Genomic DNA, 15,744 nt, shown 5'->3' with positions numbered 1-15,744 from the left:
TCACCACCTCATCGTTGTCGCCTCTGTCACGTCGACGCCGGAGAACCGGCGGTACAACACCAGGATGATTCCGATCCCGACGGCGACCTCCGCGGCCGCCAGCGCCATCGTGAACAGGCTGAACACCTGTCCGGTGAGGTTCCCCCACATGCGTGCGAACGCGACGAGATTGATGTTGGCTGCGTTGAGCATCAGTTCCACGGACATCAGGAACAACAACGCGTTCCGGCGGGTCAGGACGCCGAACACGCCGATACAGAACACTGCTGCCGCCAGCAGGAGGTACCACTGGACCGGGACGGCCATCAGCGGTCACCCCCCTCGTTCGTCCCGCCGTCGGACAGCGCCGTCGTGAGCCCACCGTCGTCTTCCGTCTGGGCGAGGTAGACGGCCGCGTCGATGGCGACGTCCAGCACGACCGCGATGGTGATGAACGCCACGAGGAACCCCTCGGCGTCGACGTCACCCTGCGGGAGGTTGAACATCGCGTAGCCGATGCTGGCGGTGATGGAGGCGTCCGCCGGGAACCCCTGTGCGGCACCGAAGTCGCTGCCGAGGACGACGACGGCGAGCACACCGAACAGTGCCACCGCGGCCAGTCCCGGAACCAGGTGCGAGCCCAGCTTCAGTCGGGGCCAGGAGGCGTCGCTCACGCGCGATCAGCCTCCGGCTCCGGCTCGTTCGTGTCGGTCTCGGCGTCGACCCCGCCGCGGCGGACCAGCATGACGGCGAACGTGATGAGGATCAACACCCCGCCAACGTAGACGAGGATCTGCATGGCGGCCAGGAACTCCGCCTGTAACATCACGTAGTGCACCGCGACGCTGAGCAACGCGACCCCGAGGAGGAGTGCGGAGTGCCACACGTCCTCCATCAGGACGACGCCCAGCGCCGAGCCCACCGTAACGAGGGCGAACAGCGCGAACGCGATTGTCTCTGCGACCATTACGTGGAGGTTCCCTTCGGTGCGGGTTTCAAGGTTTCGAGAACGCGCCGGCCCCGTCGGCCGGCCGTGTGAGCGGCTGTACACGCTCGTCTGAGGGATCGGCCGGAGTAGAGACGGTCGTCGTCGCCGCGTGGTCGTAAACGATCATTCTCCCGTGTGCGCGCGACCTGGGTGGCAGTCACACGGTCGGCGCGGTCGTCTCCCGGGGGGGGCCGTTCGGGCACGCACGACGACTGTCGAGAGGAGCGACGGGTCCGACGTACCGCGACTACGGCCAGTTACCGGAGTTCTCGTAGGCGTCGACGACCCGGCGGATGGCGACGACGTACGCCGCGGTCCGGAGGTTCGGCGCGTCGGTCGACTCGAAGGCGTCGATCATGTCGTCGAACCCGTTCGTGATGTGGCGTTCCAGTTCCTCGTTCACCTTCTCCTCGGTCCAGTAGAAGCGCTGCCGGTTCTGGACCCACTCGAAGTAGCTCACGGTGACGCCGCCGGCGTTGGCGAGGATGTCCGGGACGACGTACGTGTCGGAGTCGGCGAGCACGTCGTCGGCCTCGGGCGTGAGCGGACCGTTGGCGGCCTCGACGATAACGTCCGCACGCACGTCCGTCGCCAGGTCGCCGTCGATGGCGTTCTCCAGGGCGGCGGGGACGAGGAGGTCCACGTCCATCGTCAGCAGTTCGTCGTTGGACAGCTCCTCCGTGGCCCCCTCGTAGCCGGAGACGGAGCCGGTCTCCCGCTTGAACTCCTTGACCGCGACCGTGTCGAGACCCGCGGGGTCGTGGATCGCGCCGCTGGAGTCGGAGACGGCGACGACCGTCCCACCCTGTCGTTCGATCAGCTTCGCGGCGACCCAGCCAGCGTTGCCGTACCCTTGGACGGCGACAGTGGCCTCCGACAGGTCACGGTCGAGGTAGTCGAACACCTCGCGGCTGGCGAACGTCGTCGACCGGCCGGTCGCCTCCACGCGGCCGGCGCTGCCGCCGTTGTCCGGCGCCTTCCCCGTGATGACGCCCGGCGCGGTCGTGTTCTCCAGCGTCTCGTACGTGTCCTTGATCCAGTTCATCTCCCGTTGGCCGGTGTTGACGTCCGGCGCCGGGATGTCGCGGTCCTCGCCGATCAACGGCCGCAGCTCCGTGGCGAACGCGCGGGTGAGTCGTTCCAACTCCGCGTCGCTGTACGCCGACGGCTCCACCTCGATCCCGCCCTTCCCGCCGCCGTACGGGACGTTCGCGATTGCACACTTGTACACCATCCACCCGGACAACGCCTTCACCTCGTCGCGGTCGACCCCCGGGTGGTAGCGAATTCCGCCTTTGTACGGCCCACGGTCCCCGTTGAACTGCGAGCGGTACGCGCTGAACACCTCGATGCTCCCGTCGTCGAGTTCGACGGAGAGGTTCGTCTCCAACACGCGCTCTGGGTTCTTCAGCCGGGTGAGCACGTCCGGCGACACGTCCAAGTGACGCGCCGCGTCGTCGATTTGTTCCTGGAGACTCTCGAAGGGGTTCGCCTCGTCGGACATATCTACGCGAGAGGTACCGGCGTTTGTAAGCCTGCCGAATCAATCGCATACCTAATCCTATTACGACCTTAATTATCCACCCCGTGTGTACCGTTCCCGGGCTGAAGGGTCGGGAGAAGCCCAGAGCGGCCAGAATTCTGACTCGTGTTCGAGTTGTCGCCGGGCACTCCGGGGTGAGCGGCGCCCCGGGTCGCTCGTCCGCGTCGAGGGTCACTCACCTGCGTCGAACGAGACGCCGTCGGGAGTCACCCACCGTCGAAGGAGACGCCGGCCGCGAGCGCCCGCTCGCGGACCCGCTCGGCCTGGGCGATCAGCGGTGCGTCGATCATCTCTCCGTCCACCTCGAACACGCCACGGCCGTCGTCGGCTGCGCGGTCCCGGGCCGCCAACACCCGGCGAGCCCACGCGATCCGGTCGTCGTCCGGGGTGAACGCCTCGTTGATCGGGCCGACCTGGGCCGGGTGGATCGCCATCTTCCCGTCGTAGCCGAACTCGACGGCCGTGTGGGTGTCCGCTCGGAGCCCGGCCTCGTCCTCGAAGTCCGTGTACAGCGTGTCGATCGCGTCGACTCCGGCGGCCGCAGCCGCGGTGACGACCCGTTGGCGGGCGTACACCACCTCCGTCCCCTCGCTCGTTCGGGTCGCTCCCACGTCCGCCGCCAGATCCTCCGCGCCGAACACGAGCGCGTCCGTCGCCGGGTGGTCGGCGATTTCGACGGCCTCGGTCACCCCCCGAGCGGTCTCGACGAGCGCCAACACCGGACAGTCGAGTCCTCGCTCGGCCAACAGCTCCGCCGTCGCCGCCACGTCGTCTGCGCCGCTCGCCTTCGCCAGCATCACCGAGTCCGGCGGCGCGTCCACGAGGGCGTCCGCGTCCGCCGCCGGCTCCGTCCCGGACAGCCGGACACACACCTCCGCGTCCGGCTGGAACTCCGGGTCCGCCAACAGCTCTGCAACCGCCTCGCGGGCCGCCGGCAGCGCGTCCGGCGCGACGGCGTCCTCCAAGTCTACTGCGATCACGTCCGGGTCCGCGCGGGGCGCCTTCCGGACGAGTTCGGGCTGGTCGCCGGGCGAGAACAGGAGACTGCGTCTGGACACGCCCGCACCCTCGGCCGCCTGCCGTTCGAAGCTTCCGGTCGGCTCCGGGGGGTCTATGTCCCCGCCGGCCGACCGTCCGGGCGTGACCGGACGCTACTACGAGGCGTTCACCGTCGGAGAGACCGTCGACCACGAGCGCCGCCGGACGATCAGCGAGCGCGACAACCAGGTGTTCTGTGACACGACGATGAACCAACAACCGCTCCACCTGGACGCCGACTTCGCCGGCGACACCCAGTTCGGCGAGCGGATCGTCAACGGCCTCCTCACGATGAGCGTCGCCGTCGGCGTCTCTATCCCCGAGACCACCGACGGCACGATCGTCGCCAATCTCTCGTACGACGACGTGTCTCACCCCAACCCCGTCTTCCACGGCGACACGATCCGCGCACGCTCGACCGTCACGGACAAACGCGAGACGAGTGACGGCGAACGCGGTGTCGTCACCATGCGCGTCGAGGCGTTCAAAGTCGCCGACGCCGACCCCGCAACCGGCGACTACGACGGCGGCAGCGCCGACCCCAGCGAGGTGACCGACGACGGCGACGTGCTCGTCTGCTCGTTCGAGCGGACCGTGTTGTCGCTGAAACGGGACGCCGAGTCGTGACGGCCGCCGCGCCCGACGGCGCCGTGGGCTCGCTCGTCGCGGCCGCGGGTACGCTCGTCGACAGCGCCGGCACCGTCGCGGATCGCGTGGCCGTGGCGTTGCCCGCGCCGGCGACGCTCGCCCGACTCGGGCTCGCGGCGATGCTCGTCGCCGCCGGCGCCCACAAACTGCTCCAACCGGGCGACTGGGCGGCGTACGTCACCGACTGGCTCGCGCCGTTCCTCGTCGTCACGCCCGTCCAGTTCATGCTGCTCAACGGCTGGCTGGAGCTGGGGTTCGCCGGACTGTTGCTCGCGGATCGCTACACCGCGTTCGCCGCGACCGTCGCGTGGGTGTCGCTGTCTGCGACGATCGCGTACCTCGGTGTCGTGTGGCTGACGACCGGCGCGTTCGGCGACGTGATCGCGCGGGACCTGGGACTGCTGGCGCTGGCGCTCGTCGTGTTCCGTGACGCCCGCGAGAGTCGGGTCGGGAGTGGGTGAACCAGCCGGCTACAGGATCGTCCCGTGTTTCTTCTCCGGCACGCTCTTGTCGATGTCGGCGTAGAAGTCGAACCGGTTGACCAGCTCCTCGCGGAGCGTCGACGGCTCGATCACGTCGTCGATCACCACCTCGCTCGCCATCCGGTGGACGTCGATGTCCCGACGGTACTCCTCGCGTAGCTCCTGTTCGCGTTCCGCACGGGCGTCCTCGTCTTCGATGTCCGCGAGTTCGTTGGCGTAGACGGCGTTGATCGCCGCCTCCGGCCCCATGATGGCGATCTCGCCGGAGGGGAGCCCCAGCACGGACTCCGGCTCGTAGGCCGGGCCACCCATCGCGTAGATCCCGGCGCCGTACGCCTTCCGGACGACCACCGTCTGCTGGGGGACGGTCGCGGCGGAGGTGGCGTAGATGAACTTCTTCCCCTTCTCCAGAATGGCGTCTTTCTCCACCTGTGAGCCGGCCATGAACCCCGGCGTGTCACAGAGGTACAGCAGGGGGATCTCGTAGGCGTCACACGTCCAGATGAACTCCGCGGCCTTCTCGGCGGCGTCGGGGAAGATCGCCCCCGACCGCTCGGCGGGTTGGTTGGCGACGATCCCCACCGGCCGGCCGTCGATCCGGGCGAACGCAGTGACGATCTCCGGGCCGTACTCCGGCTTCAGCTCGAACACCGACTCCGCGTCCACGACCCGTTCGATCAGGTCGGTCACGTCGTACGCCCGATTCGGGGCGTCCGGGATGACCGCGTCCGTCCCGCGTGGGTCCAGTGCCGGCGGCTCCGGGTCCGCCCGCGGCGGGTCCTCGCCGGCCACGTCCGGGAGGTACGAGATCAGCTCCGCGACCAACTGCCGGGCGTGGGCCTCGTCGTCGGCGACGAGGTCCGCGCTGCCGGAGTACTTGGCGTGGACCGCCGGGCCGCCGAGGTCGTCCATCTCGATCTCCTCGCCGGTGACCATCTTCACCATCCGGGGCGAGGCGATGGCCATCGCCGACATCCCCTCCACCATGATCGTGAAGTCGGCGAACACCGGGGTGTACGCCGCGCCGGCGATGCAAGGCCCGTACAGCACACAGATCTGTGGCACCCGCCCGGACAGCATCGAGTGGTTGTAGTAGTACTTCCCGATCCCCTCGCGGTTGGCGAAGAAGCCGGTCTGTTGGTCGATCCGACCGCCGGAGGAGTCCATCAGGTAGACGACCGGCTTGCCGTTCTTCAGCGCGCGTTGTTGCATCCGGAGGAACTTCTCGACCCCCTTCGCGGCCATCGACCCCGCCTTCACCGTGAAGTCGTTGGCCATGACGTGGATGTCGCGCCCCTCGAACTCCGCGCCGCCGGTGATGAGTCCGTCGGCGGGGATGCGGTCGCTCTCCGTCGGGTCCGTCGTCTCCGGCGAGTCCGGGTGCCAGTCGTCGAAGTTGGCGAACCGACCGTCCTCGAACGTCAACGCGTCCCCGGGGTCACCGTCGGGGTCGCCGAACCAGAGGTTCAGTCGGTCGCGGACGAACAGCTTCCCCTGGTCCGGGAGTCGGTCCTTGTACTTCTGTGGACCGCCCGAGAGGATGTCGTCGACCTCCTGGCGGAGCTGTCGTTCCCGGTCGCCCGGCCGTTTGCCGTCGTCGACCGGGTAGTCCGGTTCCGGCGGCGTCGCGGCCGCGGCCGGCTCCTCCCCGTCGCCGACCACTACCTCCACCTCGACGGCGAGGTGTTCGGCCAGCGCCGACGCGATGGCGGACGCCTCCTCGTCTGTGGCTCCCGCTCCGACGTGGACTCGCATACCGGGGTGGTGGCGAGTATTGCGGAAAACGGTTTCTATGCCACTCCGGCACACGGGCGTGGGCCCACTCGGGTCCGCGGAGTCGCCGTCTCCCCGTCCGTCCCGGCCGCGACCGCCTGTCTGTACCACGACGGCCGCGAGACGGTCGTCGCGTCGCGGTTCGTCACCCGGAACCGTCGGGTGACCCGCCGGAGCTGGCCGCCCCGGTCGCGGGTGTACGTCACCTCGAACGACCGGACGACGCCGCTCGGCTCCACCGTCGCCGTCAGTCGCACGTCGTACGCCTCGTACGCCGAGTCGACGGCCGCCGACCCCTCCACGAGGAACACGGGGTCGGTCGTCCCGACGCGGCTCACGCGGGTGACGTTCGCCGCTCGGAACGCGAACGCGACGGCCGCCTGGCCGGTCGTGTCCGAACGGGCGATGGGGGGGAACGGCGTCCGGTCGAAGCCGTACGTCACGTTGCCGTCGGCCGACTCCGTCCGGGAGACGGTCAGACTGTCGTTGCCCCAGTAGCTGACGTTGCGCTCACCCAGGTCGACGGCACCCGGGCGTGGGCCGGAGACGGTCTGGACCACCGCCAGTCGTCCGCCGCGGGGGTCGCCGTCGTCCCGGAGGACGACACGGCTCCGGCCCAACAGCTCTCCGTCGGTCGACCGCACCGTGATCGTCCGGACGACCGTCCGGGACTGCGAGGCGAGGCTCCGGGCGTGACTCGCCGCGAGCCGACCGGCGTCGACCGTCTCCGGCCCCAACGCCGGCGGCAGTGCCTCCGGGAGCGTCGGGGTCTCGGTCGGAGTCGGCGACACGGTCGGCGTCGGTACGGGCGAGGCCGTGGGCGTCGGAGTCGCCGTCGGCGTCCCCTCCAGTGCCGGATTGACCGTGTTGCCGTCGGCGCCGTCGGAGCCGGCGAGCCCGCCACAGCCGGCGACGACCACGACCACACAGACGACGAGGAGACGGGCCCGTGTCACGGGGATGCAACGGCCCGCGGCGTGAAAAGCCCTTCCGCAGGCCCGAAACCAAGACTTTTGTAGGGCGTACGGCGAATAGCCGCAGTACGAAGGTCGATGGTCCGGAAGAAGACGCTCAGCCCGAGTGGGGCCAAGGACGAAGACGGGGAGTACCACAACGTTCACGTGAACCTCCACGAGGACGAACTCGCCGTCGCGGGGATGGATATCGGTGACGAGGTCTTCGTCCGTGTGCGAGACGGGAAGATCATCATTCAACAGGCGGACCCGGACGACGTGGAACACGACTTCTGAGAGGGCCCGTGAGCACGACTCTGTACGACCGACTGAAGCCAGCACTGTTCGCACTGCCGCCGGAGACGGCCCACGGACTCACACACCGCCTGATGCGGACCGTCCAGGACACTCCCGTCCAGTCTGCACTGGAGCGGACCCTGACCGTCCGCGACCCCCGGCTGTCGACGGAGCTGTGGGGGCTGGAGTTTCCCACGCCGGTCGGTGTCGCGGCCGGCTTCGACAAGAACGCCCACGTGCCGCGGTTCCTCGCCGCACTGGGGTTCGGTCACGTCGAGGTCGGCGGGGTCACCGCCGAACGCCAGTCCGGCAACCGTCGCCCCCGGATGTTCCGGCTGCCGGAGGCCGATGCCGTGGTCAACCGCATGGGGTTCAACAACGAGGGCGCCGACGCCGTCGGCGACAGGCTCGCCCGCGAGCCCGCGCCGCCGGTGCCAGTCGGCGTCAACGTCGGGAAGTCCAAGTCGACGCCGTTGTCGGAGGCCGCCGACGACTACCGCTACACCTACGACCGTGTCGGCGACCACGCCGACTACACGGTCGTCAACGTCTCCAGCCCGAACACGCCCGGGCTCCGCTCGCTCCAGAACCGCTCGGCCCTGGAGTCGATCCTGGGAGAGCTCCGGGACGCCGGGGCGAACCCGTTGTTGGTGAAGCTGTCGCCGGACCTCTCGACGGCCGCGACGGAGGAGGCGCTCGCGGTCGTCTCCGACCTCGGGCTCGACGGCGTCGTCGTGACGAACACGACGACGGAACGAGACGACGTCGACGACCCCCGGCAGGCAGAGCGGGGCGGGCTCTCCGGCGCCCCCATCGAGGGCCGGGCGACGGAACTCGTCCGGTTCGTCGCCGAACGAGTGGACGTGCCCGTGATCGGCGTCGGCGGGGTGAGCGACGCCGCCGGCGCGTACGCCAAGATCCGCGCCGGCGCCAGCGTCGTCCAACTGTACACCGCGCTCGTGTTCGAGGGGCCGACCGTCGCCCGCGACATAAATCGTGGACTCCTGGAGCTGCTGGAGCGCGACGGGTTCGACTCCGTCGAGGACGCCGTCGGCGCCGACCTCTAGCTGTCCACGAGGTCGATCTCGTCGTCGCCGTTCGGCACCACACAGAGGAACGACCCCGGCTCGTCGCCGGCGTTGTCGTACGCGTGGACGGTGCCGGCCGGGATCAGGAGCGCGTCCCCCCGAGACACCGTGTGTTCCTCGTCGTCGATTTCGACAGTGTACTCTCCCGACAGGACGTACTGTTCGTGTTCCACCGCGTTCGTGTGTGCCGGCACGCTCGCGCCGGGGGCCAGCCGGAACCGCCGGAGCGCGAAGTTCGGTGCGCCGTCCGTCTCGTCCACCAACACGGCCTTCGACAGCCCCTCGGCGGCGTCGACCGGCTCCGCCGACACCCCGTCTGCGTCCCGAACGGTCGGGCCCGGTCCGTCGTCCGTCGACTGTGTCGTGTCTGTCACGGCCGTCCGTTCGGTCACGACCGGAATCAATCTGCCGCCCCCCGACACTCGGGTTTATGACCCGCGGGCACGGAGTGTCGGGTATGCGAGGTATCCGCGTCGGCCGCGTCGCCGGCATTCCGATCCAGTTGAACTGGACGTTCCTCGTCATCCTGCCGGTGTTCGCCTGGCTGATCGGCCAACAGGTGGGGCGGCTGATCGACCCGCTCAACGGTCTCCTGGGGCTCGGCATCGCTCCGGGGACGCTCACCGGTGGGCTGCTCCCGCTCGCACTCGGAGCCGGGGCCGCCGTCGGGCTGTTCGGCTCCGTCTTACTCCACGAGTTCGGCCACTCGTTCGCCGCGCTCCGGTACGGCTACGGGATCGAGTCGATCACGCTGTGGCTGTTCGGCGGCGTCGCCCAGTTCGAGGACAACCCCGACGACTGGCGCGCCGAGTTCGTGATCGCGTTGGCCGGGCCGGCCGTCAGCGTCGGGCTCGGCGTCGCGTTCGGCGCGGTCGCCTCGACCGTCTCCCTGCCGGAGACGGTCGCGTTCGTCGTCGGCTACCTCGCGCTGATGAACGTCGTCTTGGCCGTGTTCAACATGCTCCCGGGGTTCCCGATGGACGGGGGGCGGGTGCTCAGGGCGCTCCTGGCCAGCACCTACTCGTACCCGAAGGCGACGAAGATCGCCGCCGACGTGGGGAAGGTGTTCGCGTTCCTGATGGGTTTCTTCGGTATCCTCTCGCAGGACTGGCTGCTCGTCGGGCTCGCCTTGTTCGTCTACGTCGCCGCCTCCGGCGAGGCCCAACAGACCGCTCTCCAGGCCGCCCTGGAGGACGTGACCGTCGGCGACATCATGACGCCAGCCTCGGAGGTGAAGACGGTGGCGCCACGCACCAGCGTCGCCGAGCTGTTGAGTCGGATGGTCCAGGAGCGCCACACCGGCTACCCGGTCGTCGAGAACGACCGACTCGTCGGAATGGTCACCCTGGAAGACGCCCAGAGTGTCCGCGAGGTGGAGCAGGACGCCTACCCCGTCGGCGACGTGATGGCGACGGAGATTGCCAGCGTCGGGCCGCGGACGGAGGCGATCCAGGCGCTGCGGGCGATGCAGGACGACGGGGTCGGCCGACTGATCGTCGTCGACGACGACGGCGACCTCGTCGGACTCATCTCCCGGACGGACCTGATGGACGCCTTCGACATCATCAGCCGCGGCGGCCGCGTCGGCGGCCCGGGCCGGTACCGCGACCGCGGGGAGACAAGCTACCCCGGCTCGTCGTAGCCCGCCCGCCCCAGCCCCGGCCCCAGGTCCGTGAGGTACGCCGTCGCGTACGCCACTTGCTCGTCGGAGAGCCCGTACAGCTCCCCGACGAGCGTGTCGACCTCGCCGACCGTCTCGCGGACCCGTCCGGTGTCGAAGCTACCCGTTCCTCGGGTCGTCTCCGTGTAGCTCTCCACCATTCCGTCCCACAGCCGCCGAGACAGCGCGTCGATCCGGTCGGCCGCCGCCCGGACGCGGTCGTCGTCCGGCCACGGGAACGCCGACAGCTGCGTCCAGGTGTGGTGGTGTTGGTTGCCGTACGCCGACCAGTACACGTAGTACGGCGACGACTGGAGCACGAGAAACGCCGTTCGGCGCTCTAGCTCCGAGTCGAACCACAGCGCGGTCACCTCGCGGGCGTCGTACAGCCGTTCCAGCATCGGGTTGATCCAGTAGCGCACCCCCTCGCGGCGCCAGACGGGGTGGTCCCCGTCTGCCCCCGAGCCGCGGTCGTAGCGGTCCGACAACAGTTCGTCCGACTGCCCGCGGAGCCGGGAGAGCAGCCCCCGGACCGTCTCCGTCCCCACCTTCGGGAGAATCGGTCCCCCGTCGCCGTCGCCCCCGATCCGGTCTCTGAGCACCAACCCCTCCGTCGACGCGTACGACAGCGTGTCGAAACACTCCCCGCGGGTCGCCTCCGTGAACAGTCGCATCCGGCTCGTCCGAATCTCCCCGTCCCCGTCACCCCGACGCCCGGTGAGCAACGCGACCCGGACGTCCGCGTCGTCGAACAGCTTCGCCGGCCGTGACCCGAAACACGCCACGTCCGCCGTCTCCAGCCGGTCGCGCAACAGGTCGTGGAACGACTCCAGCGAGGACTGGTAGAACAGCCGGAGCGTCGTCACGTTACCCAGGTAGCCGTCGTCGTCCAACAGCTGGAGCTGTCGCTCCACGAACTGTGCGGACACCTCGCGGATCGAACCGGTTCGGTACGGCGCCGTGAAGGCGCGCTCGGCGTCGGGCAACACGTCGCCGTACGGGGGATTGCCCAGGACCACGTCGACGGAGATGGACGGGAGACCGCCGGCGTCGTCGCGGCGCAGTTCCGGGAACTGCGCTCCCCAGTGGACCGGCGCGGCGTCGGCGCCGGCGAGGTCGTACGGGGTCGGCTGCCGCTCCAGTTCCAGCGTGTAGCCGTCCGCCAGGAGCCGACGGAGGTCGTCCAACAGCGTCGCCGCGCGGTCCGGCCGGGAGGTGGCCGTGTCGGACGCCGACAACACCCGGTCGACGTCCAGCCGGGCGCTGCGGTTCCGGTCGCGCCAGGACTGCCACTCGAAGCCGGCACGCGCCAGCCGTTCTTTGTCTTCACCGCCGAGCGCCGCCGGCTCCCCGTCGACGAGCCGACGGGCTCGGACGGACGACAGGGTGGGGTAGACCTCGCCCGCCGGCACGTCCGCGAAGGTGGCGTCCAACGTCTCCGGCTCCCTCACGGTCGTCTCGACGGTGTGGGTGAGCGCGTTCAGGTACACCTCGTTGCAGTCCTCCCGGAGGTCCTCGGTCAGCGCCGCCACCTGGGATCGGTCTGCGGTCTCGCCGTCCAGGTACTCCGTCCTGGCTGCCGCCAGCCGGTCCAGTCGGTCGTCGAACGTCCGTCCGGTCACCTGTGTCGACCCCGCCGAGAGTATCGGGAGCCCGACGAGTGAGTTCCCTCTGACGACGTTCACGTCGACGTTCGGGAGCCGGCCGTACGTCTGGTCGTAGCCGTCGTCGATCATCTTCAGCCACACCCTGAGGCGGGCGATCTCCACCGCGACCGCGTCCACGTCGACGCCGTGGACGACGTTCAACGCGAGTCGTCGTTTGGCCTCGTACAGCCGTTCGTCGCTCGGCGGGCGGCCGTCGTCGAGCCCACGCAGCAACGAGTACTGGACGCGGTGGAGTTCCTCCATCGCGGTCGTGAGGAAGTGACCGGAGCCACAGGCGGGATCGAGCACGGTCAGGTCCCCGACGGCGTCCAACAACGCCGACAGGGCGGCGTGTGACTCGCCGAACGCCCCCGGGCCGGTCTCGACTTCCCGCAGCAGGGTCTGCAGCTCCGTCTCGGCGACTGCCTCACGCACCGTCTCCGAGTCGTACCCCTCGCCGGGGTTGGCGGCGAAGGTCTCGACCGCGAGGTCGTGCACCTTCGCGTCGACGGTCCGTTCCGTGACGTGGCGTGTCACGTCCGCCGGCGTGTAGTAGGCGCCCACCTCCGCCTGACGACCGGTCTCGCCGCCGATGTGGTTGATCGTCTTCTCGAACACGCTGCCGAGCAACGCCGGATCGAACTCCGCGTCGTCGAGGTCGATTCCGGCCACGAGCTCACGCACCACCGCCGTCAGCGGCGCGTCCGGGACCCGAAACTCCGACTCCGGCGGCGTCGGCTCCCGGAACAACCCGCCGTTGAGGTACGGCACCTCGCTGAACCGTCCGGTCCGGTGTTTCGGCGCCCGTTCCGACGGCGGCGTGTTCAGCAGTTCGTAGAACAACGGCTCCACGACCGCCCCGTAGAGGGTGCCGGGGGAGTCGTCCGCCCGACTCTCGTACTCGTCGACGAGGTCGACGAGCAGTCCCGGCTCCAACACCCCGCGTAGCTCCAACAACCGGACGAACAACAGTCGGTTGACCAACGACACGACGAACAGGTCCCGCCGACGGTCCTCCGTCCCCGGCGGCGTCGAGACCGCCGCCCGGAGACTCACGGCGCAGTCCGTCCGCTCGCCTTCACCGAACAACAGTTCCACGTACCGGTCGTAGAAGTCGTCGACGCTCCGGCGGCGTCGCTCGCGGAACTCGCGTGGCGCCTCCTCCGTGAGCAGTCGGTCGAGCGCGTCCGGCGAGAACTGCTCGCCGAACCGTTCGACCGGACCGGTCTCGACTCGGTCGGGCGGGGACGACGGGAGGTGACCGCGCTCGCGGGCCAGCCCGCGCAGCGTGTCACCGAAGTCGACCCGGGCCGCCTCCTGAAACTCCAGGAAGTCGCCGCCGTGCTCCGCGCGGTAGACCACCCACTCGACGCCGGTCGTCGCGACCCCGAAGTCGGGCCACGCCTTGCTCGTGAGGTACTCCTCCAGGAGATCCGTCTCCGCCTCCTCCAGACGGCCCGGCGGCTTCGCCTCGCCGACGACGCTGAACCCCCAGTCGTCGTCGACGAGCCTGAAGTCCGGAATCTCCCAGCGGATGTCGCCGTCTACCTCCCGGCGGTCACAGGGTCGCCCCGGCGCCTTCTCCACCCCCACCGCCGAGAGCAACGGCCGGATCAGCGCGTCTTCCGTCCACGACTCCGGGAGCGCGTCGAGGTCGTCCGACGTCGGCGACGCGCCGCCAGACACCACCGCCTCGAAGGCGTCCGTCTCCATCTCGTCGGCGAGTTCGGCGACGGCGTCTGTCAGAGCCGTCACCACTCGCTCTGTCGTGTCTCTTTCGTCACTCTCGACACTGCGCACGGCCTGCTCTGGTGGAGCCAGACGTATGAATATTACCTAGAAGCACACACCACTCGAAGTCACGGCTGTCGCTCGGAGGTGTCGTGAGAAGGTCCGGGTGTGAGAATTGAACCCACGTCTCAGCCCCCACAAGGCTGAAGGATACCACTACCCCAACCCGGACACACACGCACGTACTGCGGTGGCAGTGAAGTACGTTACGACTCCGTGCGACCGCGTGAGCCCGTCGCACGCCGGCGCGACCGCCGGTCTCTTGTAGCAGTCGGGCCTACGACAGGCCACTGTGGCGATCACGGACAAGATCTACCTGAAGAACCACCGCCAGATCGCCTCCCAGCTCGACACGAGCGTCCCGAAGGGGGCCTTCAAGGGGGCGACGCTGGATCTCGTCTTCACCGGCGACGGGCTCGCGGAGTTGGACGAGTCCACCCGCGACCGACTGTTGGAGTTCGCCGAGGACTTCCTCGACTGCGACTGTCAGGACAACCCGTACTGTGGCCACCCGGAGCGGAAGTTCGTCGTCTATCTCCTCGAACTCCGCGCGCAGGGACTCGGCCCGGACGCCATCGTCGACGTGATGGGCGACGACTACATGCTGTACGCCTACTCCGGCGACGTGCTCTCCTTCCTCGACTCCGCCGTCCGGACGCTGGAGGCCGTCGAGTCGCTCGCCGAGGTCGAGGGCGACGGCGAGACTGCCCGGCTGGCTCGGGAGGCGAAACGGGAGCTGACGGGTTAGCCCAGTCGGTACGGCTCGTCTCCGTCCAGTTCGAACTCCTCCGCGTCCACGCTGTCGTGGCCGTCGCCGTCTAACTCCTCCAAGTAGACGACCTCCTCGTCGTCGTCGAGCTGGTCGTTGAGGTGAGCGACGTAGCGTCGGTACTCCTCGATCTGTTCTCTGAGGTGGTCCGCCTCCAGCTCCAGCCGTTCGTGCTCGCGGACGAACCGCTTGGGTACGGTGACGGTCGGGGGGAACACCGGGTCGTCCGTCTCCTCGTTGTCGGTCTCACGCTCCGGGACGACCTCCACGCGCCCGTCGTGGTCGACCAGGGCGTCGACGTAGTCGCGGAACAACGCCGAAAGCGAGAGGTCACGCTCGTCGGCGATCTCCTGGAGCGACTCGAAGGTGTCCTGGTTCACCCGGAAGGAGATCGTCTTGTCTTTTCTTCCCATGCCGCACGGTGGGGCCGCTCGTCACTTGAAGATTCGTCAGACGGACGGGAGCCGCTAGGCCGGCGGCTCGCTGGCCCGTCGGTCGCCGTCGTCGCCGCCGAGCTCGTCGCCGTCGTCCAACGACTCCAGGGCGGCGACGACCGCCTCGCGGTACTGCTCCGTGTCGAGGTCGTAGCGCTCGCGGGCCATCCGACCGTACTCGTTGGCCTCGTCGTCGTACGCCTCGATCCGGTCGAGCGTCCGTTCGGCCGTCTCGATCACCCACCGGTCCCGGGCGCCCGCGGGCACCTCCGTGATCGACTCCGGCCTGACGGAGACGTTGACGGTGCCGTCGTCCGTCTCGTACGTCCGTGGCTTGCCGACGATCGCGACGTAGGCGGGCGGCTCCAGCTCCCGCAGCGTCGAGGCCGCCTCCGGCTGGTACTGCCCGGCGTACGCGAAGAACGTCCCCGTCGGGTCGACGATCCGACCGCGCCAGTACTCGCTGTCCTCGCCCACGTCCTCCGTCTCGGTGAGGGTGCCGACCAGGAACACCCGGTTGGCCCGCTCACCCGTCGGGAGGAGGTAGTACAGCGGTGCACGCTCGTCGTCCGACTCCTTGAACGTGTGGCTGCCGTCGTTGTACTCCGCCGCGAACACCCGTCGTGCGACCTCTCTGGTTGGGACACTACTCATG

17 protein-coding genes and 1 tRNA gene are annotated in these 15,744 nt (G+C 69.1%); 6 read left to right on the top strand and 12 right to left on the bottom strand.

The features are described 5' to 3' along the window. The 5 genes from nuoK to RYH79_RS00830 form a co-directional block, all read right to left on the bottom strand. Entirely contained in the window at nt 1–306 is a 306-nt protein-coding gene (gene nuoK, locus RYH79_RS00850; RefSeq protein WP_370895289.1) for an NADH-quinone oxidoreductase subunit NuoK, read from the bottom strand. Beyond that, nucleotides 306–653 carry a proton-conducting membrane transporter gene (locus tag RYH79_RS00845; RefSeq protein WP_370895287.1) on the bottom strand — a complete coding sequence of 116 codons (348 nt, stop codon included), beginning with the start codon at nt 651–653 and terminating at the stop codon, nt 306–308. The genes nuoK and RYH79_RS00845 overlap by 1 nt, the downstream gene beginning before the upstream one ends. Next, complete coding sequence (locus tag RYH79_RS00840) at nt 650–946, bottom strand: NADH-quinone oxidoreductase subunit J (RefSeq protein ID WP_370895285.1); 297 nt, start codon at nt 944–946, stop codon at nt 650–652. The genes RYH79_RS00845 and RYH79_RS00840 overlap by 4 nt, the downstream gene beginning before the upstream one ends. A 268-nt stretch (nt 947–1,214) precedes the next feature. Continuing rightward, nucleotides 1,215–2,471 carry a Glu/Leu/Phe/Val family dehydrogenase gene (locus RYH79_RS00835; RefSeq protein WP_370895283.1) on the bottom strand — a complete coding sequence of 419 codons (1,257 nt, stop codon included), beginning with the start codon at nt 2,469–2,471 and terminating at the stop codon, nt 1,215–1,217. A 245-nt stretch (nt 2,472–2,716) separates the two neighbouring features. Beyond that, nucleotides 2,717–3,568, bottom strand: a complete 852-nt coding sequence (locus RYH79_RS00830) for an HpcH/HpaI aldolase/citrate lyase family protein (RefSeq protein WP_370895281.1) — start codon at nt 3,566–3,568, stop codon at nt 2,717–2,719. Nucleotides 3,569–3,650: 82 nt separating this feature from the next. Between RYH79_RS00830 and RYH79_RS00825 the strand changes: the two genes are divergently transcribed. Both RYH79_RS00825 and RYH79_RS00820 read left to right on the top strand, forming a co-directional pair. Beyond that, nucleotides 3,651–4,175 (top strand): MaoC family dehydratase, encoded by a 525-nt coding sequence (locus RYH79_RS00825; protein WP_370895279.1) that lies wholly within the window; start codon nt 3,651–3,653, stop codon nt 4,173–4,175. After that, nucleotides 4,172–4,657 carry a DoxX family membrane protein gene (locus RYH79_RS00820; RefSeq protein WP_370895277.1) on the top strand — a complete coding sequence of 162 codons (486 nt, stop codon included), beginning with the start codon at nt 4,172–4,174 and terminating at the stop codon, nt 4,655–4,657. Before RYH79_RS00825 ends, RYH79_RS00820 begins: the two co-directional genes overlap by 4 nt. Before the next feature lie 9 nt (nt 4,658–4,666). Here RYH79_RS00820 and RYH79_RS00815 read toward each other — a convergent pair whose 3' ends face one another. Both RYH79_RS00815 and RYH79_RS00810 read right to left on the bottom strand, forming a co-directional pair. Beyond that, complete coding sequence (locus RYH79_RS00815) at nt 4,667–6,433, bottom strand: acyl-CoA carboxylase subunit beta (protein WP_370895275.1); 1,767 nt, start codon at nt 6,431–6,433, stop codon at nt 4,667–4,669. Between the two features lie 35 nt (nt 6,434–6,468). Next, on the bottom strand, nt 6,469–7,407 hold the full coding sequence (locus tag RYH79_RS00810; protein ID WP_370895273.1) for a hypothetical protein: 939 nt from the start codon (nt 7,405–7,407) through the stop codon (nt 6,469–6,471). Nucleotides 7,408–7,503: 96 nt separating this feature from the next. Between RYH79_RS00810 and RYH79_RS00805 the strand changes: the two genes are divergently transcribed. Together RYH79_RS00805 and RYH79_RS00800 are read left to right on the top strand one after the other, a co-directional pair. Then, the gene (locus tag RYH79_RS00805; protein WP_370895271.1) at nt 7,504–7,701 is read left to right on the top strand and encodes a hypothetical protein; all 198 of its coding nucleotides are present in this window, start codon (nt 7,504–7,506) and stop codon (nt 7,699–7,701) included. 8 nt (nt 7,702–7,709) lie between these two features. After that, nucleotides 7,710–8,768, top strand: coding sequence for a quinone-dependent dihydroorotate dehydrogenase (locus tag RYH79_RS00800; RefSeq protein ID WP_370895269.1), 1,059 nt, complete (start codon nt 7,710–7,712; stop codon nt 8,766–8,768). Here RYH79_RS00800 and RYH79_RS00795 read toward each other — a convergent pair. After that, nucleotides 8,765–9,100: a cupin domain-containing protein gene (locus RYH79_RS00795; RefSeq protein ID WP_370900714.1), complete on the bottom strand. Its 336-nt coding sequence runs from the start codon at nt 9,098–9,100 to the stop codon at nt 8,765–8,767. The genes RYH79_RS00800 and RYH79_RS00795 overlap by 4 nt on opposite strands. Before the next feature lie 146 nt (nt 9,101–9,246). On the opposite strand from RYH79_RS00795, the gene RYH79_RS00790 reads away from it, so the two are divergent. Next, nucleotides 9,247–10,431 carry a CBS domain-containing protein gene (locus RYH79_RS00790; RefSeq protein ID WP_370895267.1) on the top strand — a complete coding sequence of 395 codons (1,185 nt, stop codon included), beginning with the start codon at nt 9,247–9,249 and terminating at the stop codon, nt 10,429–10,431. On the opposite strand, the gene RYH79_RS00785 is transcribed toward RYH79_RS00790, so the two are convergent. Beyond that, the gene (locus RYH79_RS00785; RefSeq protein WP_370895265.1) at nt 10,413–13,895 is read right to left on the bottom strand and encodes an Eco57I restriction-modification methylase domain-containing protein; all 3,483 of its coding nucleotides are present in this window, start codon (nt 13,893–13,895) and stop codon (nt 10,413–10,415) included. The two genes, RYH79_RS00790 and RYH79_RS00785, sit on opposite strands and share 19 nt — an antisense overlap. A gap of 91 nt (nt 13,896–13,986) precedes the next feature. Further along, nucleotides 13,987–14,057, bottom strand: a tRNA-His gene (locus RYH79_RS00780). Nucleotides 14,058–14,178: 121 nt separating this feature from the next. On the opposite strand from RYH79_RS00780, the gene RYH79_RS00775 reads away from it, so the two are divergent. After that, a complete protein-coding gene (locus RYH79_RS00775) occupies nt 14,179–14,634 on the top strand; it encodes a DUF5814 domain-containing protein (RefSeq protein WP_370895263.1) in 456 nt (151 codons plus the stop codon). On the opposite strand, the gene RYH79_RS00770 is transcribed toward RYH79_RS00775, so the two are convergent. Beyond that, the gene (locus RYH79_RS00770; RefSeq protein WP_370895261.1) at nt 14,631–15,068 is read right to left on the bottom strand and encodes a DUF8146 domain-containing protein; all 438 of its coding nucleotides are present in this window, start codon (nt 15,066–15,068) and stop codon (nt 14,631–14,633) included. The two genes, RYH79_RS00775 and RYH79_RS00770, sit on opposite strands and share 4 nt — an antisense overlap. A gap of 54 nt (nt 15,069–15,122) precedes the next feature. Continuing rightward, on the bottom strand, nt 15,123–15,743 hold the full coding sequence (locus RYH79_RS00765) for an RPA family protein (protein WP_370895259.1): 621 nt from the start codon (nt 15,741–15,743) through the stop codon (nt 15,123–15,125). Nucleotide 15,744 lies beyond the last annotated feature (1 nt).

Source organism: Halobaculum sp. MBLA0143 (genome assembly GCF_041361465.1).
Taxonomy (GTDB): Archaea; Halobacteriota; Halobacteria; order Halobacteriales; family Haloferacaceae; genus JAHENP01.
The sequence above is the reverse complement of the archived record's forward strand: the minus strand, read 5'-3'. Positions and strand labels throughout refer to the sequence as shown.

Bases quoted from the DNA above. Each gene is read 5' to 3' on its own strand.
- RYH79_RS00765 (WP_370895259.1), bottom strand. From the start codon at position 15,743: ATGAGTAGTGTCCCAACCAGAGAGGTCGCACGACGGGTGTTCGCGGCG.
- RYH79_RS00770 (WP_370895261.1), bottom strand. From the start codon at position 15,068: ATGGGAAGAAAAGACAAGACGATCTCCTTCCGGGTGAACCAGGACACC.
- RYH79_RS00840 (WP_370895285.1), bottom strand. From the start codon at position 946: ATGGTCGCAGAGACAATCGCGTTCGCGCTGTTCGCCCTCGTTACGGTG.
- RYH79_RS00790 (WP_370895267.1), top strand. From the start codon at position 9,247: ATGCGAGGTATCCGCGTCGGCCGCGTCGCCGGCATTCCGATCCAGTTG.
- RYH79_RS00805 (WP_370895271.1), top strand. From the start codon at position 7,504: ATGGTCCGGAAGAAGACGCTCAGCCCGAGTGGGGCCAAGGACGAAGAC.
- nuoK (WP_370895289.1), bottom strand. From the start codon at position 306: ATGGCCGTCCCGGTCCAGTGGTACCTCCTGCTGGCGGCAGCAGTGTTC.
- RYH79_RS00835 (WP_370895283.1), bottom strand. From the start codon at position 2,471: ATGTCCGACGAGGCGAACCCCTTCGAGAGTCTCCAGGAACAAATCGAC.
- RYH79_RS00815 (WP_370895275.1), bottom strand. From the start codon at position 6,433: ATGCGAGTCCACGTCGGAGCGGGAGCCACAGACGAGGAGGCGTCCGCC.